The organism is Robertmurraya siralis, assembly GCF_005502275.1.
In the GTDB taxonomy this organism is placed as follows: domain Bacteria; phylum Bacillota; class Bacilli; order Bacillales; family Cytobacillaceae; genus Robertmurraya; species Robertmurraya siralis.
The window spans coordinates 1-24,669 of record NZ_SWLZ01000013.1 but is presented as its reverse complement, the minus strand read 5'-3'; the positions used below and the strand labels follow the sequence as shown (position 1 = coordinate 24,669).

Sequence of the window (24,669 nt, the reverse complement as noted above, 5' to 3'; positions counted from 1 at the left end):
AAGACGGATGGTGTGCAGTTTGCATGAAAAGGAGTCATAATCGCTTTTTCATGCAATCTTGCCAATGTATGCAAAGTAGTATCTCCTTTATTTTACGCTTTCAGTATAAAAAAATCATGTCATTGTGCTCAGGTGGTGAGTATTTATTTTTGTGTAACCTGTTCATTTTCCATATTTAAAGCTAGCCAAGCTAATTCGTTGGCAAATGAACGTGACCAGCTGGCAATACCAGCCAACTCATACTTTGCCGCCAAATCGGCTCTCTTTCTAAGTGAGAGCTCGTCTTCGAGCCAAATTTTATAAGTGCTTTTCTCTTCATCAACATAAAGCTCAGCATAGTTTTGTACACTTGCTTCATCATAAGTAGGAGTCAGTTGATGAACATCTAACCATTCTTGCACTTTATCCATCGACAAAGCGGATGATGACACTTCTCCTGAATCTTTTACCTGCCATAATCGTGCATACAGTGGCACCCCAAGGATAAGCTTTTCATTTGGGACAATTTCAAGGAGCTTTTGTAAATTTTCCTCTACCCAAGGAAGACTGGCAACACTCCCTGCAATTGGAGAGGAGCCCCAATGCTCGTCATAGGCCATTACTGCTAAATAATCGACAATATCCGCGAGCTTCTCTCGTTCGTAGAACTCGGACCAATTTCCTCCCGCGATAAAAGTAATATCCATTGAAACAATAAGGCCGGCTTCATGGAAATAAGGAGTCGCTTCCCTTACAAATTGGGTTACGAGTGGGCCGTGCTCAGCTTTGACATTTTCAATGTCCAAATTAATGCCGTCAAGCTGATAAATTTGGCTGTAATGGATCAATGTTCTGATGATTTTTTGTCTAGTGTCAAAATCTTTAAAAGCTTGATAAGTTAATTCCGGATCGAACGCATTTGAAAAGAGTCCCCATACTTGGTAGCCTTTATTTTTAGCCCACTCCACATACGGTATAGAACCAAGGTTTTTAACATCACCTGCCGCATTTTCCAATTCAAACCATGTAGGTGAGACGACATTAACTCCAGGCATTTGCGGGAGGCTGCTTGGATGTGGGGTTTTCGTATAAACAGCTTCCCAAGTTAATTGAATTGGTCCTTCTATTTCCGGCAATGAAACCTCTTTCTGTTCCCTTACGACCGCAATGGTCTCCTTTTCTTCTGCACGTACTAAATTTTTGTGAACGTAACCGGCTATCCCATTTTCTTTGCGTATTAAAAAATATTCTCCTTCTTGCTCTTCGATGAAAACTTGTTCCCCCTGGTCAAGTTCAGCTGTGTACGGAGATTGAAGACTGGCTTTTGTTCTAAGGCGTAACTTCTCATTATGAACATCCCTTTCTGTAACAGTACCATGAATAAATTCGTCCCCGTTTTGTTGCATCAAAACAGCATTCGAATTTGGTAGAATGGTATATTGCAGAGGGAAAAAATTAATTACTGGCTCAAGCGCCACATAAAGTTCCCCTGCCTCGTCCTTAATCGGTGAAAACTGGAGTTTCACCGGTTTTTCATTTACGTAATAGGTTAACGACTCTGAAGGCATTTGCACAACTTTGTCCGCTGTAGTAATAATAATCGAATTAGATTTTTCATCATAGGTGACACTGTCATCAATATTGTCCTGTATTAATGTTAAAGGAATATAGACGCTTTCTCCATCTATAATCGCATTTCCTTTTTGACTACCGTTTAAAATAATCGGATTTTCTCCGCTAAAATATTCTCGTTTTTCCTTTGAGGCGAAAGGGTAAAGAAGCAGTAGAATACTAGAAATGATCATACAAAATGCGATCAATAGCCCTCCAATGATCCAGCCCTTTGAGATTGTTTTCTTTTGCTGATATTTTACACGTACCATGAATGACTTTCCTCCTTAATCCCATCGTAACGAATTCTCTCTAACTTGAAAAGGAAAACCTCTCATAAAAAGGAAATTTCAATGATCTTGACGAGGTTTGTCGGAGAAAAAAGAAAACAAACAATCAGAACTATTTTCAAAGCATTGTGAAATGGCTTCCTCGCATGGTACAATATTAAAATGTTAGTAGTAGGTCATAATGACAACTAGAAAAGCGAAACCCACCTTCAACTTCCCTGTTTCAGCGATGTTTGCCCGCCTGGAATTCCTAGTTCCATGCCACGCTCTTCATACTGGAAGACCGATCAGTCTTTAAAGTGAAGAAATCTTCACTGCACAACAATCATCCATGAGTCTGAGGAACAAAAAAACTGTTGGGTGAGTGGTGTTTGCGCTAGACAACTGAAAAAGAAATTCAGCTTTTATGGCGAAGGAGAACAATATATGATCATTATTGCAATCATTATTTTATCTTATTTACTTGGCTCCATTCCTTCTGGACTTATAGTCGGAAAAGCGAAAGGGATTGACATTAGAGAGCATGGAAGTGGAAATTTAGGTGCGACAAACACCTTTCGTGTTCTTGGCGTCAAAGCTGGGATTATTGTTACTCTTGCAGATATTTTAAAAGGAACGCTTGCGACCGCTCTTCCCGATCTACTTCAATCAGACTTACATTTACATCCTTTAATTCCGGGAGTTATCGCTGTCATTGGGCATATGTTTCCTATTTTTGCTGGATTTAAAGGAGGAAAAGCAGTTGCAACTTCTGGTGGCGTGCTCCTATGCTATGCCCCTTTAATGTTTGTCGTAATTGTCGTTGTTTTCATTCTTTGTTTGTACATAACGAAATACGTCTCCTTATCTTCCATTGTTGCTGCTTTTGCTGCCATAGTATATGCATTTATCGACGGCGATCATGCGCTTATTATTGTTGTATCGATTCTCGCATTTTTTGTTATTTATCGTCATCGGGCCAACATATCACGAATTAAAAATAAAACAGAGCCAAAAGTAAAGTGGCTATAAAAGGCATAACCTTGTCTTTTATAGCTTTTTTATGGTGAGAAACGATCGTTGCTGATGATAATTCAATAGCAATGTATCCGCAGAGCCATGTTTTAGTCTCCAAAAATTTAAGGAGTTTTAAAATGAGTCTCCTTTCACATTTGTGGGAACGAATGCAAAATTGTTTTTTAGCAGTATTCATTAACAAAGGCAAATAAAATTAAAGATAAAAAACGTTCTTAATAAGATAAATATCGTTCTTTATTGATAATATTCTACAAATTTTGTATACTACTAGTATAAAAGTTCAGGAAAATCTAAAATGGTCTTAATTTTTCTCCATATTTGAAATTAGTTTGCCGCTTTAAAATTTGCTTTAAATATACATAATTTGATGTTTTTCGCCATAGACATATACAAATCAAGCTTCATTTCTTTCTCGTTCAGAATCTATTGTTTGTGGAATAGGAAATGGGTTGATTTAAAATGATGAAGGATGGATGAAAAATGGAATACGATCAATATTTAAGCTTACCTTTCCCCTATTTGTGTATTGATGCGGATTTAAATGTCATTGCAGCATCGGCAAACTTAAAAAAATGTCCCGAAAATGTCAATGATTTCATTGCAGTAGACAGTATCGAGGATTTTCTGCAATTTATTGGAGCACCAGAAATGGAGTCGAAAGTATTTTTATTAAATTTGCGTGAGGAAGCGCCTGCACCGTACCGAATTTATAAAAAAAAAGAGAACTGTAAATGCCATCTATTTTGCCAACCGTTAGAATCTTTATCCAATAAAACTTTCGAGCAGATGAAAAGCATGAGGCACAAATTGCGACAATCAAAACTGCGCCTTCAAGAGCTTGAGAAAATAAAAGAAAAATATGATGAACTGGACCTGCATCGCAGTTATTTATCAAATGTAGGCCAGCTTGCAGCGGGCATTGCCCATGAGATTCGGAATCCATTGACGACCATTAAAGGCTTTATTCAATTAATGAAGCCATATTTAATTGAGCTGGATAAAGAGCAATATGCCAGTATTGCTTTGGATGAAATTGAGCGAGCAAATAAGTTGCTTTATCAATTTTTGAATGCGGCAAAGCCACAAATAAATGAGCGGAAAGAAGTAGTAATTAATGATTTAATTGAAGATATTGCGCTTCTTTATGAAGGGGAAGCGCACTTAAGAAATATCGTCCTGGAAACGAGCTTGCAGTCCGATATTCCGTCTATTTTCGTTGAGGAACATCAATTGAAGCAAGTGCTCGTAAATATGATTAAAAATGCGGTTGAGGCGATTCACTCAAGTGAGCGAAACGAAGGGAAAATACGATTGTCTAGTGAGAGAATAGATGATGATATCATCATTAGCATTGAAGATAACGGTTGTGGATTAAGTGAAGATTCGCTTAACAGGCTTTTCACCCCTTTTTATTCAACGAAATTATCTGGGACAGGGTTAGGGTTGGCGATTTGTAAACAAATTATTAGTGAGCATGGAGGTAACATTGAAATTTCAAGCTTTTTAAATGAAGGAACAATTTTTCGCATCCGATTACCTCTGCAACCAAAGCTACAGCTTCATGCTTAACATGTGATAATTCAATAAATTGACATAATAAGGATCCTGAATATGCTCCCTTCTACTTTAAAATAAAAGAAAAGTAGAAGGTGATTTAAATGAAGGAGCCTAGTTCATTCGGTAAAGACTATATCTATTTAACAGAAGTATCCGCTTTGGAAGATGATTCAGACTTTTATGTGGAACTGTATCCTTATCGTCCTGATTTACAATGTAGCGGCTCTCCTATTAAAGTTCTCCATAATTTTGATGAACTCATTGATTTTCTGGAGAATTTGTAAAACCGGTGCTCCATTATTTTCAGCGACACCGTGTTAACTTTTGCAAGCATAGTACCGCGTTCCAACTAAAGGGTATATAGCAAAGAAGCAGACTGGGCTACATCTGCTTCTTTATGAGATCCGTTAGTTTGTTTTCCTTTTGCAGAATGATCTTTTCTTGCTCTCCTAATATATCAAAATGAGAATACCCATCTTCTCGTATATGAATCCACTCTTTTTTTAGCCCGTAGGTTTTTCCCCATTGTGCTAATCTTTGTATATCACGACAACCAACCTTTGTTACTGTTTTACATCCAGGAAATCTGTCGTCGAGCCAATAGTGAGTGAGAAAGGCGATTTCCCCATCTTCAATAGCCTTTTTCCAAGCCCGCAAGTCTTCTTTTCTGATTCCAAATGCCATAGACGCGCACTCCTTTAAGAACATTAATGCTGAAAACAATCCTCTTTGCGATTAAACTGATACTTTTTTCTTGGCTTTTTCATAGGCGTTATGCCAATCAGGATATTTTCTTTTTATTGAAATAGGTCGAAAATTTTCCTTTTTGACACAAACATGTGTCGATTGCCCTGTTACAGCAAGTCCCCCTTCTCCCGTATAGATTTCATAGCCATAAATTACTTTTAACCCGTCATACGCCTCGATCCATGTATCGATTTTCGCCGTTTCTCCATATCGTAGCGGCTTTTTATAAGAGACTTGGATATCAAGGACAGGTGAGATAACCCCCTCCTTTTCTAGTTCTGCATAATTAAAACCTAATTGTTTAATTAATGCCGTCCTTCCAACTTCCATCCAAACAAGGTAATTGGCGTGATAAACGACTCCCATCTGATCGGTTTCAGCATAGCGCACTTCAATTTCTTTTGTAGCTACTTCCATTATGAATCTCCTCTTCTCAGTTTATTTAATGATTTTTCGATATCACTCTTTTGAACGAGAGTCGCTTCATTAATGACACTTATGTTCTCGTATTCCATCAGTCGCGAAGCTTGGGCTTGAATGGCTTCATCCATTAAGTTCGTTGCAAATCTGCCATTTCCATTTACATCGATGTTGCTAAGTTCTTTTTGTAAATAATCTTTCGCTTCAATTGAAAGCTCATATTGATAATTTGAGCCGTAATGTTCCATTATTTCAATAAGCTCTTCACTTGTATAGTCATGAAAATGAAAGAACTTCTTAAAACGAGATCTTAGTCCGGGATTACTTTCTAATAATTGCTCCATTTCATGAGGATAGCCTGCAAGTATAATGACAAGATTTTCATTATGCTTCGTCATTTCATCAACAAGTGTATCAATAACTTCTTTACCGAAATCCCCTGATGTCTGACTTAATAGGGAATACGCTTCATCAATAAAGAGTACACCGCCAAGAGCCTCACGAATTTTCTTCTTCGTTTTAATCGCCGTTTGCCCGACATAGCCTGCTACAAAATCAGCTCTACTCGTGACAAGCAGATGGCCTCTTTTTAAAATACCGCATTCCTTTAAAGCTTGAGCATAAATTTTAGCAACAGTTGTTTTCCCGGTTCCTGGATTTCCCATAAATACGGAATGCAGCTGTAAAGGAAGAACAGGCAGACCATGTTCCCTTCTAGCCTGTTGAACTTTAACAAAGGAGATCAGTTTTCTCACTTCTTCCTTTACTTCGTCAAGTCCAATTAGCTGTTCCAATAAAAACTTTGATGTTGCCGTGTTTTCTGCTTCTTCTGTCACAAAATCGTCTTTATCTAAAAATGTATAATCGAAAATGGTTTGCTGTTCAACAGCCTTTGCTCCTTTATGAAAAATTGCATCAAGGATTAAATTATGAACCGTTCTAGCGTTGCCGAATGTTTCGTCTACACGCTCTTTTTCGAGTCGTTTTCTCAGTTGTATTTTCGCTTCTTCCGTTAAAACATAATCATTGTCTTGTGCGAACTTCTCCGCAATTAATATCAACTCATCCTCACTGTAATCTTCAAGATGAATCAAATTTGATCTTGGAAAGCGGCTACGTAGTCCCGGATTAGCATCTAGAAACTGACTCATTTCCTCCGGATATCCTGCCATTACGACCGCAAATCTTCCTCCAAACTCTTTCCCTGTCATTAATGAAACGAGCGTGTCAATCGCAGTCTGACCGTAATCATTGCCCGATTGTCCTTCTCTTTTCAAGCTGTAAGCTTCATCGATAAAAAGGATTCCTCCCAATGCTTTTTCCACGATTTTTCTTACATTTTCTTCTGTCTGTCCAACATATGCTCCAACCAATTGTGAACGATCAACTTCTATAACATCTTTTCGAGGCAAGACGCCAAGTTCGTGGTAAATATTTGCAAGGAGCCGCACTAATGATGTTTTTCCGGTTCCTGGATTCCCGGTAACGACCATATTTAAGCTAATCTCATCCTTTATTTGAAAACCAATATCTTTCCGGGCCTTCTGATATTTAAGAAATTGATAGAGTGCTTTAACCCTTTTTTTCACAAGATCCATACCAATCATTGAATCCAGTTCATTGAGTGCATTTCGAGATTCATAAAATTCCTTTTCTTGAAATTGTTCGCTCCATTCATCCTTGATTCTTTCGATGTTTTCAAGATGTGCTTTCATATCATAAAAATAGCTTGTATTATAGAAAGAACCTGAAATCGTTTGTTCGAATTCCTCTGCCGCTTTTCTTATACCTACAACTGCTTCAATGGCTTTTTCAAGAAGATCGATTAGTAATTCATATTTATGTATGAGTTCTAAGTCTTTTAATTCCTTGACAATTTTCGCCGCTTCTTCGAGAGCTTCAAGATGCTCTTCATTTTCCTGTAAAAATAGCTTGCATAAAAAAATAATTTGCTCCGCTGTTTTCTTTTTTTGTTGGCGATTATCCGTTTCACGAATAGTTGGAAATTGCAGATTTGTTAATACGTCTTTTTTTCCTTCCCATTGAAATTGAGCGAGAAATCGTCTAGCTTCGTCATTTTTAGGGTTTAAACTTTGCGCTCTTTCCATCCAAGCACGTACGATAGAATCATGGGCATTGATTTTTTTTATTCTTGAGATTGCCGCTAATGATAAAAGGGTCGATAACAGTTCATTATCCTTTTCTTCATCCAAAGTCCTTATTTTTTCGAGCAATTGACTTTCATTCTCTATATACCCTTTCTCAATGATTTCCTGTTTCCATTTTGAAAGGAGCTTCGTAATTTGTTGTCTCTGTTCATCTTGTTGATTTATCATAATATCACTTCTTTTCTAACCTATATAATCTTTATCTTATCAAATTTTTACTTTTACACAAAAAAAATCGACCTGATTCAAGATCAGGTCATAAATGCAGAATTATTTTTGATGATTTTGTGCATCATGTTCATCTTTTATTTCTTCCCGCATTGAATTAATACTTTCACGCCTTCTTTCATTTTTGGCAGCAATCTGTGCCCGATCCTTTTCATTCGACAAATCCATCGTTGCTTCTGCTTCTTCCATATTTTCAATTGTGTTATGAACCATGTCTTGAAGCTTTTCTACGTTATCACTGCGGTCATCTGGATTTGGTTTATTATGAGCCAATTACATTTCCTCCTATCATAAGTTTTGTTCAGGATTAGTTTGTGACTTTCTTTTGAAAATATATAACCATATTTTTCTATTTTATAAAATAAAAAACTCGCCTGGGGCGAGTTTCATATCGATCTATTCACCTTTTGTTTGGATGACTTGGGCATGCTGACCAGATTTATCTTGCATTTTTTTGCCTTTGTTTCCTCCAAACCCACGTGGCTGGGTACCAATATGATTTGGTACATAGTGTTCTGAATTTCGTTTATGTGTTTTGTGCTTGCTCATCATGATCCCTCCTATCTATTATTATCAGCATGGAGAAGGAAATCATAATTGGCAAGTTCTATAAGTTTTATCTTGCTTGTCCTAAACGTTTCTTTTCCAGTCTTTGCTCAATTTTTTCAAGAGCTTCTTGATCCTGCAAAAGTTGCCGTTTATTTTCTAAGACAAGTTCAGAAAAAGAGCGCTTTCTTGGTTTTCTCATTTATATCACCCTCCTTACCACTATTGTAACAGTCATTATCTCCATTAAATATTAAAATTATTACAACTTTTTGAAAATTTATGATGCTACAATGCTCCATTAGCCACTATATGTAAAATCCTCTCAAAAGTTAAATAAACCTTAGTAAAAAATAACTAAGGCTACAGTTCTTGTGTTAATTCTTTCATCTTATCAATTGACATAGCACCGATAAATTTGTTTTGAATAGTACCATTCTCATCAATAAAAAATGTTGTTGGGATTGTTAAGATGCGATATTGTTTCATTACGCTTTCGTCATTGTCTAGCAGGACTGGAAAGTTAATTTTCATTTCCTTTACAAAACCAGCTACATCGTAATCAGTATCAATATTGACAGCAAGAATTTTTATTTGCTCGCCTTCTTCAGTATAGAATTTTTGCATGTCAGGCATTTCAGCTTTGCAAGGAGGGCACCATGTCGTCCAAAAGTTTAACATGATTTTCTTTCCTTTAAGGTCAGACAATCGAATTATTTCGCCATCTAATGTAGGTAATTGAAAGTCCGGTGCTTTAGAACCGACTTCTGGTCCTTGGTCGAGATTGACTGGAATTGCAGCAGCATCACTTTTGTTTTCAGTTTCAGCGTCCTTTATCCCATAGCTGATCCCGATTGCTAACAAAACGAGAAAAGTTAAACTTGCTGTAACTCTCTTGAACATATAATACCACCTCTCTCTTATGACAATCTAACGTTAGTATATCCTTTCTTAGACAAAAAAAGAAGCATATTATTAGGATTTTGTGACATAATAAGAAAAGTTTTATCCAAGTACTTACTGGCTACAATCCTATTTTCGAAGTGGAAGATGGGAATTCTTTCTCTCGAATACAAAAAAAGCTGATATCAAAAAGTCGTTAAGGTGGTGACCCCACAAAGTTAGAGTTTTTATTAAGCAGCTAATTTTACTTTTATACGCTTAATATTGTAGTAATCTATGTACTCAACATTTTCTTGAAAAGCTTTTAACTTTTTTAAATAAGCATTCTCTAAACGTAGAAGTTCATTTTCTCGTTCTAATTGTTCTTCACGAGATAACTCTTTTTCTTGTTTTGGTAATTTTGCTTTCTGATTTTTAGACATAGAAGGCCGCCCTTTCACTTTATCCTGCAGGCCTTCTATACCTTCCTCTAAAAAGGTTCTGTACCAATGGGTAATCAATGAAGGATTGTTCATCTTAAAGATAATCGCAGTATCTTGGTAAGAAGCACCTGTGTGTTTCATAAAGTTTCATACATCTAACTTAAATTTGACAGAATAAACTTGTTTAGAATGCTTCCTACGTAGTCCGTCTTCTCCAAATTCTTTATAAGCACGAACCCATCTTCTGACTTGAGATTCAGCAGGAATACCATATTTTTGGGCTAATAAGTAATATCCTAGTTTGCCCCCTGAATATTCCATTACAATTTTTAATTTAAATTCTTCACGATATTTTGCCATACAAAAACACCCCAGAGGTTAGATTATTAACTCTAACTTCTGGGGTGCAGTACCTTTTGACTCAGCCCTTTTTATTACGTGTTCTTTAGTTGGCTAATTTCTCACGAAGAACCATTGGTAAAATTCCACCATGACGATAGTAATCAATTTCGATTTCAGAATCGAAGCGAACAATTGCTTCAAACTCTTTCTTTGTTCCGTCTTCAGCAGTCGCAGTTATTTGAACGAGCTGACGAGGTTTTACATTTTCATCGATATGAACATCAATGGTTTCTTTTCCAGTTAAGCCAAGGACTTCAGCATTTTCTCCCTCTTTAAATTGAAGTGGAAGAACACCCATAAGTGCAAGGTTTGAACGGTGAATACGTTCAAAGCTTTCAGCAATTACAGTTTTAATTCCAAGTAAGTTCGTTCCTTTAGCAGCCCAGTCACGAGATGAGCCCATTCCGTAATCTTTACCAGCAAGTACAACTAGGCCTGTTCCTTCTTCTTTATATTTCATGCAAGCATCATAAATAGAAGTTACTTCACCAGTAGGCCAGTGTGTTGTGTAACCACCCTCTGTACCTGGGGCGATTTGGTTACGAATACGGATATTCGCAAATGTACCGCGCATCATCACCTCATGGTTTCCACGACGAGAACCATAAGAGTTAAAGTCGCGAATTTCGACACCATTTTCGCGTAGATATTTGCCAGCTGGAGTATCCTTACCAATTGCGCCAGCAGGAGAAATGTGATCTGTTGTTACAGAATCTCCAAATTTCCCTACAACGCGTAATCCTGATAATGGTTTTACCTCATCTGGATCAGGCTTTAGACCTTCAAAGAATGGTGGATTTTGAATATATGTTGAGTTATCATCAAATGAATATAATGGTTCATTGCTTGTTTTGATTGCGTTCCAACGCTCATTGTCACTAAATACGTTTTCGTATTCTGCTTTAAATAGCTCAGGAGTAACAGTGCGACTAACCACTTCATTTACTTCAGCTGTTGATGGCCAAATATCCTTGAAGAAGACATCATTTCCATTTTTGTCCTTACCAAGTGATTCTTTTTGAAGGTCAATATCAACGGTTCCGGCTAATGAATAAGCAACTACTAATGGTGGTGAAGCTAAGTAGTTTCCTTTTACTAGTGGATGGATACGTCCTTCAAAGTTACGGTTACCCGAAAGAACAGATGTTACTAATAAATCATTATCAGCAATCGCTTTTTCAAGCTCAGGCTTTAATGGACCTGAATTCCCGATACAAGTTGTACATCCATATCCAACAAGATTATAGCCAAGTTGCTCAAGGTATGGAAGTAATCCAGAATCACGCAAGTAGCCTGTTACAACCTTTGAACCTGGTGCTAAGGATGTTTTTACATATTTAGGTACTTCTAGTCCTAATTCTGTTGCTTTTTTTGCTACTAACCCGGCAGCAACGAGAACGTATGGGTTTGATGTATTTGTACAGCTCGTAATTGCAGCTATAGCAATCGCACCTGTTTTCATCGTTACCTCTTTGCCATTATCCAATTGTACTGTCACTTCTTTTTCAAGCTCAGATGGTTCTAAACCAAAGCCCTGATTCCCCTGTGGTGCAGTTAGAGCCTTGTTGAATTCTGCTTTCATTTGAGAAAGTGGGATTAAATCTTGCGGACGCTTAGGACCAGAAAGATTCGCTTCAATATCAGCAAGATTGATTTCAATGACATCAGTGTATATAGGCTCTAAGCTTGGATCAAAGAACAATCCGTTTGCTTTGCAGTATGCTTCAACAATTTGGATTTGCTCTTCAGAACGTCCGGTTAAACGCATATAGTCTAGTGATTCATTATCTACTGGGAAGAAGCCACAAGTAGCTCCGTACTCAGGAGCCATATTTGCAATGGTAGCACGATCAGCTAATGGAAGTGAGACTACACCAGGACCGAAGAATTCAACGAATTTCCCTACTACTCCATGTTGACGTAGGACTTGCGTTACTTTTAGAGCTAGGTCTGTCGCTGTTGCTCCGTTAGGAAGTTCACCTGTTAGCTTAACGCCAACTACTTCAGGAACTGGGAAGTATGAAGGTTGTCCTAGCATTCCTGCTTCAGCTTCGATACCGCCAACTCCCCATCCAAGAACGCCGATTCCATTGATCATTGTTGTATGAGAGTCAGTACCGACTAATGAATCTGGGAATGTTTCAAATTCACCATTTTCACCAGCAACTGCATGAACAACACTTGCTAAAAATTCTAAGTTTACTTGGTGAACAATACCTGTAGCAGGTGGTACTGCACGGTAGTTATCAAATGCTTTCTGTGCCCAGCTTAAGAACTGATAACGTTCAGCATTGCGTTCAAATTCAAGATCCATATTCGCTTGAAGTGCATTAGCTGTTCCGTATTTATCGACCTGTACGGAGTGGTCAATAACTAAATCAACTGGTTTTTCAGGATTGATTTTATCCGGATCCCCACCAAGGTCAGCCATTGCTTTGCGAAGTGACGCAAGATCAACAACTGCAGGTACACCGGTAAAATCCTGAAGGATGACACGTGAAGGCTTGAATGGTACATCAACTTCCTTTACCTTATCCGTACCCCATTTTGCTAAGTTTTCAACATGCTCTTTTGTAATCACACGGCCATCATATTGACGAAGCACTGATTCTAGTAAAACTTTGATGGAATATGGTAGTTTCGAAATGTTACCAATTCCAGCTTCTTCAAGTGCGCCTAAATTGTAATAGTTATAGCGCTTTCCATTAAGCTCAAATGCTTTGCGAGCGCTATAAACGTCGTTTTTTGACATATGAATTCCCCCTCATCATCATATACCGCTTTTGAAAAGTTTGAATATTTGCTCCCATCCGAACTTTTCTACAATCCTTATATTAATACAGTCTTCTACATAAGTAAATAACAAGAAAGTTATCGTTTTTGATAAGTTTTTCTTATTTTATTTCAGATTTACAGTGTAAATAGGGTGAAAATATATTTTATTTGCTCATTCTTAAAAAAGAGAAACTTATCGTTATTATTATAAAATAGTGTTTCTGCACGGTTTTTTCAAGAATATTGCATGACTGCGCAAAGAAAGGAAAAAGTAAAAAATGGAGGTGAATGGAATTGGTTAAGAGAAGAGCGAATCATATTATCGAGGGGATGAACGCAGCCGGCGCCCAAGGAAAAGGAGCGGGTTATAATGAAGAGCTTACAAATGAACCGTTAACAGCAGCACAAAAACAAAATAATAAAAAACGTAAGAAGAATCAATAATTTTTGCACTGTTTTTACATGGTGATCGGCGCATTGCCTGGCGACACAAACTCCCGTTCAATGCGCCGAGAGCACTAATGTTTACCGTAATCCAGTTATAATTTTATTCTCACAGCAAGTTGCTGCTCTTTTTTAATGGCTTTGTTAAACAATATTTGGCTCATTTCGTGTGAACTAAAGTTTCACAAGCCTTTTTAATATTCCGCTTCGTTTACCTCGTTTGCAATTGCCGTCACATCTTGCCGAAATTGCTCAAGCTGTGATTTCTGATGTTCTGAAGCAACCTCTAATGCATTCTCTATTTGTTGTAATGCTTCGTTCACTTCTTCTTTTAAATGTTTGAGCTGGTGTCCGTAACTAGCACTATCTTTCACGATTTCATGGTAGAGTTCCTGCGCTTCATTCACTCCCTGTTGAGCGGCTTGAAACGCTTGCTGCTTATTTTTATGATACGGCAATGTTGAATACTCCCTTTCTCTATAAAGTTCTTTTACGATAAGGTTTATGAAATATTGACTTCTCTCGTTAAAATGTGCAATCCAACCTGAAAATATGCGGAATAATTGAAGGGTAAGGACAGCATTCTAATACTAGGAGGGATAACTAACATGAATAAAAATGATGGAAAAGATATGCGGAAAAATGCTCCAAAGGGAGAAAATTCAAGCCAGCCAGAGCCGTTAAGTGGTTCAAAAAAAGTTAAAAATCGCAACCACACACGTCAAAAGAACAACCAGCATCACGATATGTAAGTATAAAAAACTGAGCGTTATAAAAAATTCGAATCGTTGAACCCGGTTGGATGTCTTGTTCACTTGCTAATTTCACTGTCAAATTTGCCTAGGACTACTTGTTGTGGGCAAAGCAAGAAAAATGGACTGAAATCTTAAAGTGATTTTCAGTCCATTTTTTCTTTATATTGAAACTAGTGCTTCTAAAAGGATGTTTTCTTCTTCCTTTGTAATGCAGCGAAGATCGATAAGAGTTTCTTCCCTTTGAGTTCGAACGATGATCGCAGGATTATGCTCAGTCCGCAACTTAGCAGCTAATTTTTCAGCAGAATATGCATGATGCTGTAACACTAACACAAATGTTGGCAGTTTTACCTCCGGCATCGTCCCTCCTCCTACCTGGCTCTCATCCTCAGCAATCCGAATTGAATATGAAGTGGTTTTTTTCTGCAACTCATTCATAAACTGCAGCGCTCTATCTTTTATTTCTTCTTTAGTCGTAAGTAAGTCGCGAACAACGGGGATATTTTTTAGTGCGCTTTTCCCAAGTAAGTAGTCCATTAAAGTGCCTTCTAACGCTGCTAAAGTCATTTTATCGACACGAACAACTCGTGCAAGCTGATTTTTCTTTAATCGCTCAATAAGCTGTTTCTTCCCTACAATAATTCCGGCCTGAGGTCCGCCAAGAAGCTTGTCACCACTAAAGGAAATAAGATCAGCTCCTCTTTTTAACACTTCGCTAACAACAGGCTCTGTGCCGATTCCATGCTGTTGATAATTGTAGAGTGCCCCACTTCCTAAATCCTCATAAAAAATAAGATCATCGCGAGTTTTTGTTAATGTGGCCAGTTCTTCTGTTGAGACGGTTTTCGTAAAGCCAATCACCTTGAAGTTGCTTGTATGAACTTTCATGACCATCGAAGTGTTTTCATTTAAAACGCGTTCATAATCGAATAAATGGGTTTTATTCGTTGTTCCTACTTCAACAAGGGTAGCCCCACTTTCTTCCATAATAGATGAGATTCGAAAGGAACCTCCAATTTCGACTAGCTCTCCACGAGAGACAATAACTTCTTTGTTTGCAGCTAATGTCCGCAAAACGAGAAATACCGCTGCCGCATTGTTATTGACCACCATCGCAGCCTCTGCTCCGGTTATGTCTTTGAGCAAAGCTTCTACATGATTATGACGAGATCCCCTTTCTCCTTCGTTAAGATTGTATTCTAAATTGGAATAAGATTGCGCTGTTTCCACTACATGTTCAATTGCTTTATTACTTAAACGTGCTCTTCCTAAATTCGTATGTAAAATCGTTCCAGTTCCATTGATGACTTTTTTTAATGTATATTGAAACTGATGATGTAATTTTTTTTGCAATATGTTAAATAACTCTTCACAAAAGTCATCGCCGTCTGGCAGTGGCCCATTCCAAGTCTCTGTTAAAATTTGCGTTCGGATATCCTCAATTACTGCTTTTAGCAATGCTGTCAAATGGCCTTCATGTATTGTAAATGCATCAAGTAAATTGATAAAACGAGGATCTTTTTGCAATTCATGGATCGGTGGTAAATAACGAACAGTCTTCTTCATTAAAATTCCTCCATCATTTTCGATCATCCTCATTATACCATTTTAATAATGACCATTTTCATAAAAAAATGCAACTTTACTAGGAGCGGAGGGGGCTTGACTCCTGAGGGATGTGTAGTTCCCGCAAGAGTGACTGATCCGAAGAGGCTCACCGTTCTCCCCGCGGAAAGCAAGTGTGCGCGAAAGCGAAAAAATTAACGGGTATTAATGCCCCCTTATTAAAAAATGACAAAAGACACCGAGAGTCTCTCAATGCCTCATGTCGACAAGCTGAAGTCCTATATATTAGTAGGGCTTTTCAATTACATGCTTTCAATTTTTTTAATCACTTCCGTATTTTTTGGAAAAACACCGGTTTCGAGTTTTGAATAAATCGTTTTACCGTTGACAGCAATTTCAAAAGCACCACCAGAACTAGGGATAAGTTGCATTTCTTTTATATTCGCTCGGAAATGGTTAAATAATTCTTCCGCGAAACTCGCGGCTTTGGGTGCATAATTTCATTGCATGCAAAATTTCACAGTAATTGAATAGCTTTTCATTATAACCCTCCTTTCACAAAAAATTCACAAAAAGTTCACTTTCTATTTTAAAATAATTAAGATTGATTCGCCAATATTATAAAATTAGTTCATAATACCCTTGTGTATTTTATTTAGTAGTTCTAAATTCCTTGTTTTTTTGAAAAAATTTTATTGTCATTAGGTTTTTCGTTGTGAATGGCATTCACAGCCTAATCTTCATTTCGTATAATTACATTCAGTAAGACAAATATAAATTTCGAAGGAGTTTTGCAAATGGCAAAAGAAGGATCTTTCTCTATCAAGGTAAATAAAGCAACTAAGACAATTGATTTGGTGGTTGTAGGAACATTTACTCCTGAACAAGTGCAAGAGTTTGTAGCAGATTATTCTGAAAAAGTAAAAAGTATAGATCCTAAGGAATATACGTTAAATGCTGATTCAACAGATATGGATGTTTTAACACAAGAAATGGTTCCTGCGATGGAAAATACGATTCGCATGTATCAACAGTCAGGATTTCAAAAATTGGTTGTCACAATCAAGAAAAGTCCAATCTTAAAAATGCAGTTAAACAGAATCTTTAAAAATACGAATTTCACAAATGCTGAAGTAAAAGAAATTTAGAAAAGTTTCTATATGCAAAAGAACTAATTAACATGTTCTTGTTATTTAGTTTTTACAAAGAAAAATGAATAAGATTGATTGATTTGGCCTACAAGACTCTCGTGGTCTTGTTTTTTAATTTATGGGAGGTTGTAATTTAAATATGACAAATATTAAAATAAAAGACATTGCTATCTATCACCCTTCTAATGCTGTTGATAATGATTATTTTTTTGAGCATTTTAAGAGTAGAGGAGATGATTCTAAACATTTTATTGAAAATATCCTCGGTCGCAAATCTCGATATATGATTGATAATGACGATGAAAATAGTTTAACAATGGCTTATAAAGCGTCAAAGCTTGTTTTGGAAAAATCCCATCTTTCAGGTGAAGATTTAGATATGATCATATTCTCCTCACAAACACCTGAATATTTAGCTACTTCGAATGCGATACAGCTTCATCATAAATTACAAGGTAAACATAGTACTTTAACAATGGATACAAACGCTAACTGCGCCGGGATGCTTGTTGCAATTGATCAAGCTTCACGCTATATGCAAGCCAACCCTTTTGTTCAAAAAGCTCTTGTTGTCGGTTCTGATTATAATACGCTAATGGCTAATCCAGATGAAGAAATTTCATTTGCTAATTTTGGTGATTCAGCATGTGCTGTTATATTGGAAAAAACGGAGGAAGATACCGGCTTCATTGATTCAATATACTTTACAGATTCTGTTACCTATAGCAATACGAATTTCCCTCGTTCAGGTCTTTCAAATGCCATTAAAAAAAATGAAGAGCAATCAATGGTATGGATTCCCTTTGATGGGAGCATTGCAATGCCTCCCACCTATCAGATGTTTGAAACCATGCTCTCACGTAATAACCTGACCATTACGGATTTAGATGCCTATTGTTTTTCCCAATTTTCGATTAGTAATATTAAGACCATTCAGGAGTATTATCAATTAGACGAAGATAAGCTCATGTACGTAGGAGATCGCTTTGGGTATACAGGCACTACTAGTCCTCTCCTTGCTCTATACGATGGAATTGAAAATGGAAGGATTAAAAGAGGAGATAAAATTCTGTTCTGGACGATTGGTGGTGGCTATCAATTAGTAGCCCTATTAATGAAATATTAGTATATTGAAATGATCGTTTAAGCGGCCTCAATTATTATGAAATCTAGCGACAAAGAGTTATACTTGACTAAGGAGGTGGACAATGTGAGTAAAGAAGAAGTTATTCGCCTTACTTCCTTATCTAGTAAAGCTGGTTGAGGCTGTAAAATTGGTCCTGAGGACTTAACGCAAGTTTTGCGTTTATTACCAAAGCACGATCCGATCCCTGAATTAATCGTAGGTCATGAAACATCTGATGATGGCGGTGTGTTTAAATTAACCGATGAAATAGCACTTGTGCAAACCCTGGACTATTTTACACCGATTGTTGATGATGCATATATGTTTGGTCAAATTGCAGCGGCTAACGCATTAAGTGATGTATATGCAATGGGCGGTACACCAAAGACAGTTTTGAATATTGTCGGCTATCCAGTGAAAAAGCTTGGTCCAGATATTCTTGCTGATATATTGCGAGGCGCAGGTGATAAAGTAGTTGAATCTGGAGCAGTTACGATCGGCGGACATTCAATTGATGACCAAGAACCAAAGTTCGGTCTTTCTGTTACAGGTCTCGTTCATCCTGAGAAGGTTTGGAAAAATGTTGGTGCTGAGCCTGGAGATTTGCTTGTATTGACGAAACCACTCGGTGTCGGCATTATGACGACAGGAATTAAAAGAAAAGCTGTTACAGTAGAGCAGGAAAAAACTGTTGCAAAAGTGATGGCGACTTTAAATAAACTGGCTGCAGAACTTCTCCATCCTTTCTCTCCTCGAGCTGTTACAGATGTTACCGGGTTTGGTTTACTTGGACATGGAAGTGAAATGGCTAGAGGAAGCAATGTAAGCTTTGAAATTTCCTACAGCTCGGTTCCTGTGCTTAAAGGTACTTATGAATTAGCCAAGCAAGGAATTATTCCAGGAGGATCGAAATCAAATCATAAATGGCTTGAAAATGATGTGCATTATGAAGGTTTGGAGCTTGAAGAACAAATGATCTTATGCGATGCAATTACCTCAGGGGGACTGCTCGTATCATTACCTGCAGATAGTGCGACAGCTTATTTATCTGCTTTACATGAGCACAAGCTGTTTGATGCGGCAATTGTTGGGAAAGTAAGAGAAAAACAAGAAAAGCTTATTTATGTAAAAAGGTGAAATCATTGTGATTTCACCTTTTGTTGTGGTCGGACCTGGGTTTGTGCAGGCATTTAAAGTGGAATACACTTCAAGTACCAGACCGAATTCGCTATGATAAGTCAATTTGAGCTCGGTGATCGATAGAGCAGCTCCCTTTACCGTTTTACAGCGATGACGAAGGAAAATTAAAAGAGACGCTTTACTTATTGATTAAAGCTGACGGCGATTTCAGCACCTAGGCGAGCATTATTTTTAACTAGTTCAATATTGGTCTCGAGACTTTTTCCACCTGTCAATTCTTTTACTTTTGCCAGCAGAAATGGTGTAGAGTCCTTCCCCGTAATATGATTTTCTTCTGCTTCTTTCAGTGCCTTTTCGATTACATCCGTTATTACCTTTTCATCCATTGCGTATTCTTCAGGAATTGGATTTGTAATGACGACTCCACCTTTTAAATTTAAATCCCATTTTGTTTTTAATGTTGCCGCAATTTCCTCTGCCTTGTCCGCGCGGAAGTTAACAAAATATTCACTTGTTCTAGTATAGAATGCAGGAAGCCGCTCTGTTTGATAGCCGATCACAGGTACGCCCTTCGTTTCTAAGTATTCCATTGTTAATCCTAAGTCAAGAATAGATTTTGCTCCAGCACAAACGACAGCGACATTTGTGTTCGCTAACTCCTCTAAATCAGCAGAAATATCCATTGTTGTTTCAGCACCCCGATGTACGCCGCCGATTCCTCCTGTTACAAAAATGCGAATCCCTGCCAAATCAGCACAAATCATTGTTGCGGCAACTGTTGTTGCTCCTTTTTGTTTTGTTGCAATTAAATAAGGGATGTCGCGGCGAGATGCCTTTGCCACTTCTTTGCTTTGGCCGAACATTTCTAATTCTTCATCGGACAAACCGATTTTGATTTTCCCGTCTAAAATAGCAATTGTTGCTGGAACTGCTCCATTATCACGTATGATTTGTTCAACCTCTCGTGCAGTTTTAACGTTTTGTGGATATGGCATGCCGTGGGAGATGATCGTTGATTCTAATGCCACGATTGGTTTACCTTGTTCTTGAGCTTGCTTTACTTCTTCTGATAAAACGATATATGACTTCATTATATTTCCTCCATGTCCTTCTGTAATTGTGCAGCCGAAAGATCCTCTCGAACAGTGTGAGGGGACTGCAAGGTTTTTAATGCGTTGATCGTTCCGGCTTTTCCGATTTCTTTAATGCTTTTCCCTTCAAGCCATGAATAGACAACCGCGGCTGAGAAAGCATCTCCAGCCCCTGTGACATCGATGATCTCATTCGTTTCGAGTGCTGGTATATAGAGTATTTCTTCTCGATTTCCAATAAGAGCACCGTCTTTTCCGTTTGTAATAATGACATTTTTGATTCCTAAGGAGAGCCAGCTTTCTAAAGCAACGCTCCAATCCTTGGCATCTTTAATCTCTCTATTAAAATAAGCTTCGGATTCGTCGCGGTTCGTGATTAACCATGTGACATCTTGTAAATTTTTTGGTAGTCTTTTCATTTTAGGAGATGAAACCGGGATTAGAATTAAATCCTTATTATTTTCCCTGGAAAATTGGCAAAGATATTCGAGACCTTCTTTTGGTGTATTTAAATCGGCGATGATGCATTTTGCCTGTCTCAATAAAGTTAGATGATTTTCCAACAATTTTGGCGTAATGAATTCATATACTTCCATATCAGCAAGGGCCATAATCATCTCACCCGTTTCTTCTAAAATGGCTGTATATGAACCTGTTGAAGTTTTGGAAATTTGTGAAACAAAGTCTAAGTTCATATATGGAGCTGAAACCTCTTTGATGAAACGCCAATCGGAATCCAGTCCACAACAAGTGATTAATGAAACATTCATTCCAAGTTTCCCTAAATTTTCAGCGATATTCCGTGCCACACCGCCAGCGCTTTGTGTCGACTTGCAGGGATTTGACGTTCCAAACTGTGCTTTCTCTTTGACATGGAACTTCCTATCAATATTCGCTCCGCCGATGCAAACTATCGGTTCATCCTTGGATAACACGTAGGCACGACCAAGAATATGACCCTTTTTGATTAGTCCTGAAATCAAATTTGCTACTGTTGGTCGAGATATGGATAACGCTTTCGCTAGATCCTGTTGGGAGATATACGGGTTTTTTCGTATCAGTTGGAGAAGGTATTTCTCCTTTTCTGATAGTGGTTCTGCCATACTTTCACCTCCTTTTGCTCCGAACAAAAGTTTATAAATTATAAACTTTTGTTTATATTGTAGCGTTTAAAATGCAAAAAAGCTAGAGTTATTTATCTCCTCTCTAGCTTTTTTCAAATAAGTTAAGATTATACAGTGGGATAAAGGTAAAAAGGCAAGCGTACAAAAAAATACGCTTGCGATAATATAGTAGTTTTATAATCTTGAACGAAGCTGTTCTAACATATCAATGGTCATTTGTTTTAAATCGTATGTTGCCTTAAAGCCCCATTCTTCTTTCGCAGCCGTTGCGTCGATTGAGTTTGGCCAGCTTTCAGCGATTTGCTGGCGAACAGGATCAACTTGATAATTTAATTCAAAGTTCGGTATATGGTTCCGGATCTCATTTGCAATTTCTTCTGGATCAAAGCTCATCGCCGTGACATTGAATGCGTTGCGATGCTTTAATTGGGCAGGATCAGCTTCCATTAATTGAATGATGGCGTTTAAAGCATCTGGCATATACATCATGTCCATGTAAGTATCTTTTGCAATGTAAGACGTATATTGTTGTTTGCGAAGCGCTTCATAATAGATTTCAACTGCATAGTCAGTAGTCCCTCCGCCTGGAGGGGTGACGTAAGAAATTAACCCTGGAAATCTCAAGCTTCGGGTATCAACTGAGAACTTATGAAAATAGTAATCACAAAGCAGCTCACCAGCTACTTTATTGACACCATACATCGTTGTCGGGCGCTGAATGGTGACCTGTGGGGTATGATCCTTCGGTGTTGTCGGTCCGAAAGCGCCGATAGAGCTAGGTGTGAAAAATTGACAATTCAACTCTCTTGCTGTTTCTAAAGCGTTTACAAGACCGCCCATATTTAAATTCCATGCGAAAATTGGTTTCGTTTCTGCTGTTGCCGAAAGTAATGCAGCAAGGTGAATAATGGTATCCACTCTAAACTTCTTGGCAATCTCATACATGCGAAACTGATCTGAAACATCGAGTATTTCAAATGGACCTTCTGTTTCTTCCTCTTGGCGAATATCTGTAGCAATTACATTATCTCTACCATATATTTCTCTTAACTTAAGCGTCAATTCAGAACCAATTTGCCCTAATGCACCAGTAATTAATATTCGTTTCATTGCTATTGTCCTCCACCCTTTGCCTTACTACATCCTTATTTGTCACAAGCTAGAAAATGTTAGATCAGCGCCATTTCCTTTCCGACCTTTTCATAAATTGAAAGTGCTTGATCAAGCATTTCCTTTGTATGGGCTGCAGTTGGCATATTTCTAACTCTTCCGGTTCCTTTAGGAACAGTTGGAAATACAATTGATTTGGCATATACACCTTCTTCATTTAGACGTTGACTAAATTTCTGTGTTTTTACTTCATCGCCAATAATGCATGGTGTAATAGGGGTTTCGCTCTCACCGATGTCAAAACCAAGCGCTGCTAGCCCTTTTTTCAAGTAATCAGCATTTTTCCATAAGCGCTCATTAAGCTCTGAGCTTTCCATTAAAATATCAAGCGCTTTTATACTTGCGGCAACATCTGCTGGTGTTAAAGAAGTGGAGAAAAGAAATGGTCTGCTCCGCACTTTTAACCAGTCAATCAATTCTTGCTTTCCTGCCACATACCCTCCTACAACGCCGATTGCTTTAGACAGTGTACCGATTTGGAAGTCGACTTTATCTGATAGGTTGAAATGTTTAACAGTACCTGCTCCCTTGCCGAGTACACCTGACCCATGTGCATCATCCACATAAGTGATTAAGTCGAATTTTTCAGCGATTTCGACAATTTCCGGTAGTTTCGCGATATCTCCATCCATTGAAAAGACACCATCTGTAATAACCATTACTTTATTAAATTGCCCAGATTCAGTTGCTTCTTTCGCTTTCGCGTGTAAATCATTCATGTCGGAATGATTGTAGCGGATAATTTTTGCCTTGGATAAACGACAGCCATCAATGATGGAAGCGTGGTTTAATTCGTCTGAAAGAATCGCATCATTTTTATCCATTACCGCACTTATCGCTGCCATATTACAATTAAAGCCTGATTGGTAAGCAATAGCAGCTTCTGTATTTTTAAATTTTGCTAACTTTTCTTCTAAGAGAAGATGTAATTGTAATGTACCGTTGATCGTCCGAACAGCACCAGCACCTACACCGAATTTTTCGATTGCTTCTGAGGCAGCGTTTTTCAGTTTTGCATCAGTAGCTAAGCCTAGATAGTTATTTGAGGATAGATTAATCAGTGCTCTTCCATTAATTTTTATGATGGCACCGTTTGCGCTTTCGAGGGGATCAATCACATTGTAAAGTCCTTTTTCTTTTAATTCCTGCAAATTTGATTGTAAAAAAACGTTTAATTTTTTGCTCGACATGATAGGGTACCTCCTTATTTTTGCGAAAACTCGAAATACATTTGTCTTTTCTATAAGGACAATAAAATATTGGTATTATCCTTGATACGAATGGCTTCGTATACCATTACTTTAACATATATTTTTTGTTAGTACACCTATAACGGACAAAAAACTTGCTGAAATTCCTTTTCCAAATGCTGCAATCAAGCTCAAAAGATCTAGTCTTGAATGGCGGAAGCTTGCGCACTAGATGATCATCAGGAACTAATTGATCTATTGTCAGTATTTCTAATTGTGCACGAAGCGGCTCGGCCCCGCCTGCGGAAAGCGCCACCCGGAGCGGAAATCAACGGATTTTTACAGTCAACTATCCAAAAATGACAAAAGCCACCGAGAGGTTGCCTCTCGATGGCTTTTGTCGACACTCTGAAACATAATAATGTTGTTGTATGAAAATTTATAGAAAGTAGAGTGTAAAACTATCAAGAAAAAAACCCTCAGATTATTGAGAAGTTTAGAGTAAATGTATTAATAATTATATATGCTACTAAATTCTTTAGTGAAGTCCTACAAAGCCATACATAATTGCAAAAACAAGCATAAAACTCAAAAGAGCCCCTAATATAATCTGAGTTTGAGTGTTTTTATCAACGTTTAGATTTTTTAAAAAAGTAGTAAAGTTTAAAAACCATAATACAGCTAATAACGGTACAACAAATAAAAGTATGTATATCATTATTATCACTCCCTCTATAAATATTGATATATCAACGGTTTGAACCGCTGTTGGAGTGCCAAAAAAATATTTTTCGACACGATTCCTAATAAAATTTACCTAATATGTTAAACTATTCCAATACATAGA

26 protein-coding genes and 1 pseudogene are annotated in these 24,669 nt (G+C 37.6%); 8 read left to right on the top strand and 19 right to left on the bottom strand.

Going from position 1 to position 24,669, the window contains the following annotated elements:
• Window positions 1–143: 143 nt before the first annotated feature.
• Complete coding sequence (locus FCJ93_RS14930) at window positions 144–1,862, bottom strand: glycosyl hydrolase family 18 protein (protein ID WP_137744045.1); 1,719 nt, start codon at window positions 1,860–1,862, stop codon at window positions 144–146.
• A 444-nt stretch (window positions 1,863–2,306) separates the two neighbouring features.
• On the opposite strand from FCJ93_RS14930, the gene plsY reads away from it, so the two are divergent.
• From plsY to FCJ93_RS14915, 3 genes are all read left to right on the top strand, one after another.
• Window positions 2,307–2,891, top strand: a complete 585-nt coding sequence (gene plsY, locus FCJ93_RS14925; protein WP_095306110.1) for a glycerol-3-phosphate 1-O-acyltransferase PlsY — start codon at window positions 2,307–2,309, stop codon at window positions 2,889–2,891.
• A gap of 486 nt (window positions 2,892–3,377) precedes the next feature.
• Entirely contained in the window at window positions 3,378–4,466 is a 1,089-nt protein-coding gene (locus FCJ93_RS14920; protein WP_137744044.1) for a two-component system sensor histidine kinase NtrB, read from the top strand.
• A gap of 89 nt (window positions 4,467–4,555) precedes the next feature.
• Complete coding sequence (locus FCJ93_RS14915) at window positions 4,556–4,738, top strand: hypothetical protein (protein ID WP_095306108.1); 183 nt, start codon at window positions 4,556–4,558, stop codon at window positions 4,736–4,738.
• 97 nt (window positions 4,739–4,835) lie between these two features.
• Here FCJ93_RS14915 and FCJ93_RS14910 read toward each other — a convergent pair whose 3' ends face one another.
• The 10 genes from FCJ93_RS14910 to acnA all read right to left on the bottom strand — a co-directional run bounded on the left by FCJ93_RS14910 (window position 4,836) and on the right by acnA (window position 13,042).
• Window positions 4,836–5,138: a hypothetical protein gene (locus FCJ93_RS14910; protein WP_095306107.1), complete on the bottom strand. Its 303-nt coding sequence runs from the start codon at window positions 5,136–5,138 to the stop codon at window positions 4,836–4,838.
• A 51-nt stretch (window positions 5,139–5,189) separates the two neighbouring features.
• The gene (locus tag FCJ93_RS14905; RefSeq protein ID WP_137744043.1) at window positions 5,190–5,618 is read right to left on the bottom strand and encodes an acyl-CoA thioesterase; all 429 of its coding nucleotides are present in this window, start codon (window positions 5,616–5,618) and stop codon (window positions 5,190–5,192) included.
• Window positions 5,618–7,957 (bottom strand): AAA family ATPase, encoded by a 2,340-nt coding sequence (locus tag FCJ93_RS14900; protein ID WP_137744042.1) that lies wholly within the window; start codon window positions 7,955–7,957, stop codon window positions 5,618–5,620. Before FCJ93_RS14900 ends, FCJ93_RS14905 begins: the two co-directional genes overlap by 1 nt.
• 102 nt (window positions 7,958–8,059) lie before the next feature.
• Window positions 8,060–8,290, bottom strand: a complete 231-nt coding sequence (tlp, locus tag FCJ93_RS14895) for a small acid-soluble spore protein Tlp (protein WP_095306104.1) — start codon at window positions 8,288–8,290, stop codon at window positions 8,060–8,062.
• A gap of 123 nt (window positions 8,291–8,413) precedes the next feature.
• Complete coding sequence (locus FCJ93_RS14890; RefSeq protein ID WP_095306103.1) at window positions 8,414–8,566, bottom strand: acid-soluble spore protein N; 153 nt, start codon at window positions 8,564–8,566, stop codon at window positions 8,414–8,416.
• Window positions 8,567–8,633: 67 nt separating this feature from the next.
• A complete protein-coding gene (locus FCJ93_RS14885) occupies window positions 8,634–8,765 on the bottom strand; it encodes an FbpB family small basic protein (RefSeq protein ID WP_095306102.1) in 132 nt (43 codons plus the stop codon).
• A gap of 161 nt (window positions 8,766–8,926) precedes the next feature.
• Window positions 8,927–9,466: a peroxiredoxin family protein gene (locus FCJ93_RS14880; protein WP_137744041.1), complete on the bottom strand. Its 540-nt coding sequence runs from the start codon at window positions 9,464–9,466 to the stop codon at window positions 8,927–8,929.
• Window positions 9,467–9,696: 230 nt separating this feature from the next.
• The gene (locus FCJ93_RS14875) at window positions 9,697–10,029 is read right to left on the bottom strand and encodes a helix-turn-helix domain-containing protein (RefSeq protein ID WP_137744040.1); all 333 of its coding nucleotides are present in this window, start codon (window positions 10,027–10,029) and stop codon (window positions 9,697–9,699) included.
• A gap of 6 nt (window positions 10,030–10,035) precedes the next feature.
• Window positions 10,036–10,248, bottom strand: a complete 213-nt coding sequence (locus FCJ93_RS14870) for a helix-turn-helix domain-containing protein (protein WP_137744039.1) — start codon at window positions 10,246–10,248, stop codon at window positions 10,036–10,038.
• Window positions 10,249–10,333: 85 nt separating this feature from the next.
• Entirely contained in the window at window positions 10,334–13,042 is a 2,709-nt protein-coding gene (gene acnA / locus FCJ93_RS14865; RefSeq protein ID WP_095306099.1) for an aconitate hydratase AcnA, read from the bottom strand.
• Between the two features lie 317 nt (window positions 13,043–13,359).
• Here acnA and sspO point away from each other — a divergent pair, with 317 nt between their 5' ends.
• Window positions 13,360–13,509, top strand: coding sequence for a small acid-soluble spore protein O (gene sspO / locus FCJ93_RS14860; protein ID WP_095306100.1), 150 nt, complete (start codon window positions 13,360–13,362; stop codon window positions 13,507–13,509).
• A 194-nt stretch (window positions 13,510–13,703) separates the two neighbouring features.
• On the opposite strand, the gene FCJ93_RS14855 is transcribed toward sspO, so the two are convergent.
• Window positions 13,704–13,967: a hypothetical protein gene (locus FCJ93_RS14855; RefSeq protein WP_095306098.1), complete on the bottom strand. Its 264-nt coding sequence runs from the start codon at window positions 13,965–13,967 to the stop codon at window positions 13,704–13,706.
• A gap of 150 nt (window positions 13,968–14,117) precedes the next feature.
• Here FCJ93_RS14855 and FCJ93_RS14850 point away from each other — a divergent pair, with 150 nt between their 5' ends.
• Window positions 14,118–14,261: a small acid-soluble spore protein P gene (locus FCJ93_RS14850; RefSeq protein WP_095306097.1), complete on the top strand. Its 144-nt coding sequence runs from the start codon at window positions 14,118–14,120 to the stop codon at window positions 14,259–14,261.
• A 162-nt stretch (window positions 14,262–14,423) separates the two neighbouring features.
• Here FCJ93_RS14850 and selA read toward each other — a convergent pair whose 3' ends face one another.
• Window positions 14,424–15,830: an L-seryl-tRNA(Sec) selenium transferase gene (gene selA, locus FCJ93_RS14845; protein WP_095306096.1), complete on the bottom strand. Its 1,407-nt coding sequence runs from the start codon at window positions 15,828–15,830 to the stop codon at window positions 14,424–14,426.
• Window positions 15,831–16,132: 302 nt separating this feature from the next.
• Window positions 16,133–16,318, bottom strand: a pseudogene (locus FCJ93_RS25920) (Rdx family protein); the annotation flags it as partial.
• Between the two features lie 309 nt (window positions 16,319–16,627).
• Between FCJ93_RS25920 and FCJ93_RS14835 the strand changes: the two are divergent.
• The 3 genes from FCJ93_RS14835 (at window position 16,628) to selD (ending at window position 19,244) form a co-directional block, all read left to right on the top strand.
• Window positions 16,628–16,978 carry a hypothetical protein gene (locus FCJ93_RS14835; RefSeq protein ID WP_137744038.1) on the top strand — a complete coding sequence of 117 codons (351 nt, stop codon included), beginning with the start codon at window positions 16,628–16,630 and terminating at the stop codon, window positions 16,976–16,978.
• A 142-nt stretch (window positions 16,979–17,120) separates the two neighbouring features.
• Window positions 17,121–18,107 carry a ketoacyl-ACP synthase III gene (locus FCJ93_RS14830; RefSeq protein WP_095306093.1) on the top strand — a complete coding sequence of 329 codons (987 nt, stop codon included), beginning with the start codon at window positions 17,121–17,123 and terminating at the stop codon, window positions 18,105–18,107.
• A 36-nt stretch (window positions 18,108–18,143) separates the two neighbouring features.
• Window positions 18,144–19,244: a selenide, water dikinase SelD gene (gene selD, locus FCJ93_RS14825; RefSeq protein ID WP_373315166.1), complete on the top strand. Its 1,101-nt coding sequence runs from the start codon at window positions 18,144–18,146 to the stop codon at window positions 19,242–19,244.
• Window positions 19,245–19,429: 185 nt separating this feature from the next.
• Here the strand turns inward: selD and FCJ93_RS14820 are convergent, their stop codons facing one another.
• The 5 genes from FCJ93_RS14820 to FCJ93_RS14800 form a co-directional block, all read right to left on the bottom strand.
• The gene (locus FCJ93_RS14820) at window positions 19,430–20,338 is read right to left on the bottom strand and encodes a pseudouridine-5'-phosphate glycosidase (protein ID WP_095306091.1); all 909 of its coding nucleotides are present in this window, start codon (window positions 20,336–20,338) and stop codon (window positions 19,430–19,432) included.
• Window positions 20,338–21,441 carry a PfkB family carbohydrate kinase gene (locus FCJ93_RS14815; RefSeq protein ID WP_095306090.1) on the bottom strand — a complete coding sequence of 368 codons (1,104 nt, stop codon included), beginning with the start codon at window positions 21,439–21,441 and terminating at the stop codon, window positions 20,338–20,340. Before FCJ93_RS14815 ends, FCJ93_RS14820 begins: the two co-directional genes overlap by 1 nt.
• A gap of 195 nt (window positions 21,442–21,636) precedes the next feature.
• Window positions 21,637–22,572, bottom strand: coding sequence for an L-threonine 3-dehydrogenase (locus FCJ93_RS14810; RefSeq protein ID WP_095306089.1), 936 nt, complete (start codon window positions 22,570–22,572; stop codon window positions 21,637–21,639).
• Window positions 22,573–22,631: 59 nt separating this feature from the next.
• Window positions 22,632–23,822: a glycine C-acetyltransferase gene (locus FCJ93_RS14805; protein ID WP_095306088.1), complete on the bottom strand. Its 1,191-nt coding sequence runs from the start codon at window positions 23,820–23,822 to the stop codon at window positions 22,632–22,634.
• 538 nt (window positions 23,823–24,360) lie between these two features.
• Window positions 24,361–24,540 carry a hypothetical protein gene (locus FCJ93_RS14800; protein ID WP_095306087.1) on the bottom strand — a complete coding sequence of 60 codons (180 nt, stop codon included), beginning with the start codon at window positions 24,538–24,540 and terminating at the stop codon, window positions 24,361–24,363.
• Window positions 24,541–24,669: the final 129 nt, after the last annotated feature.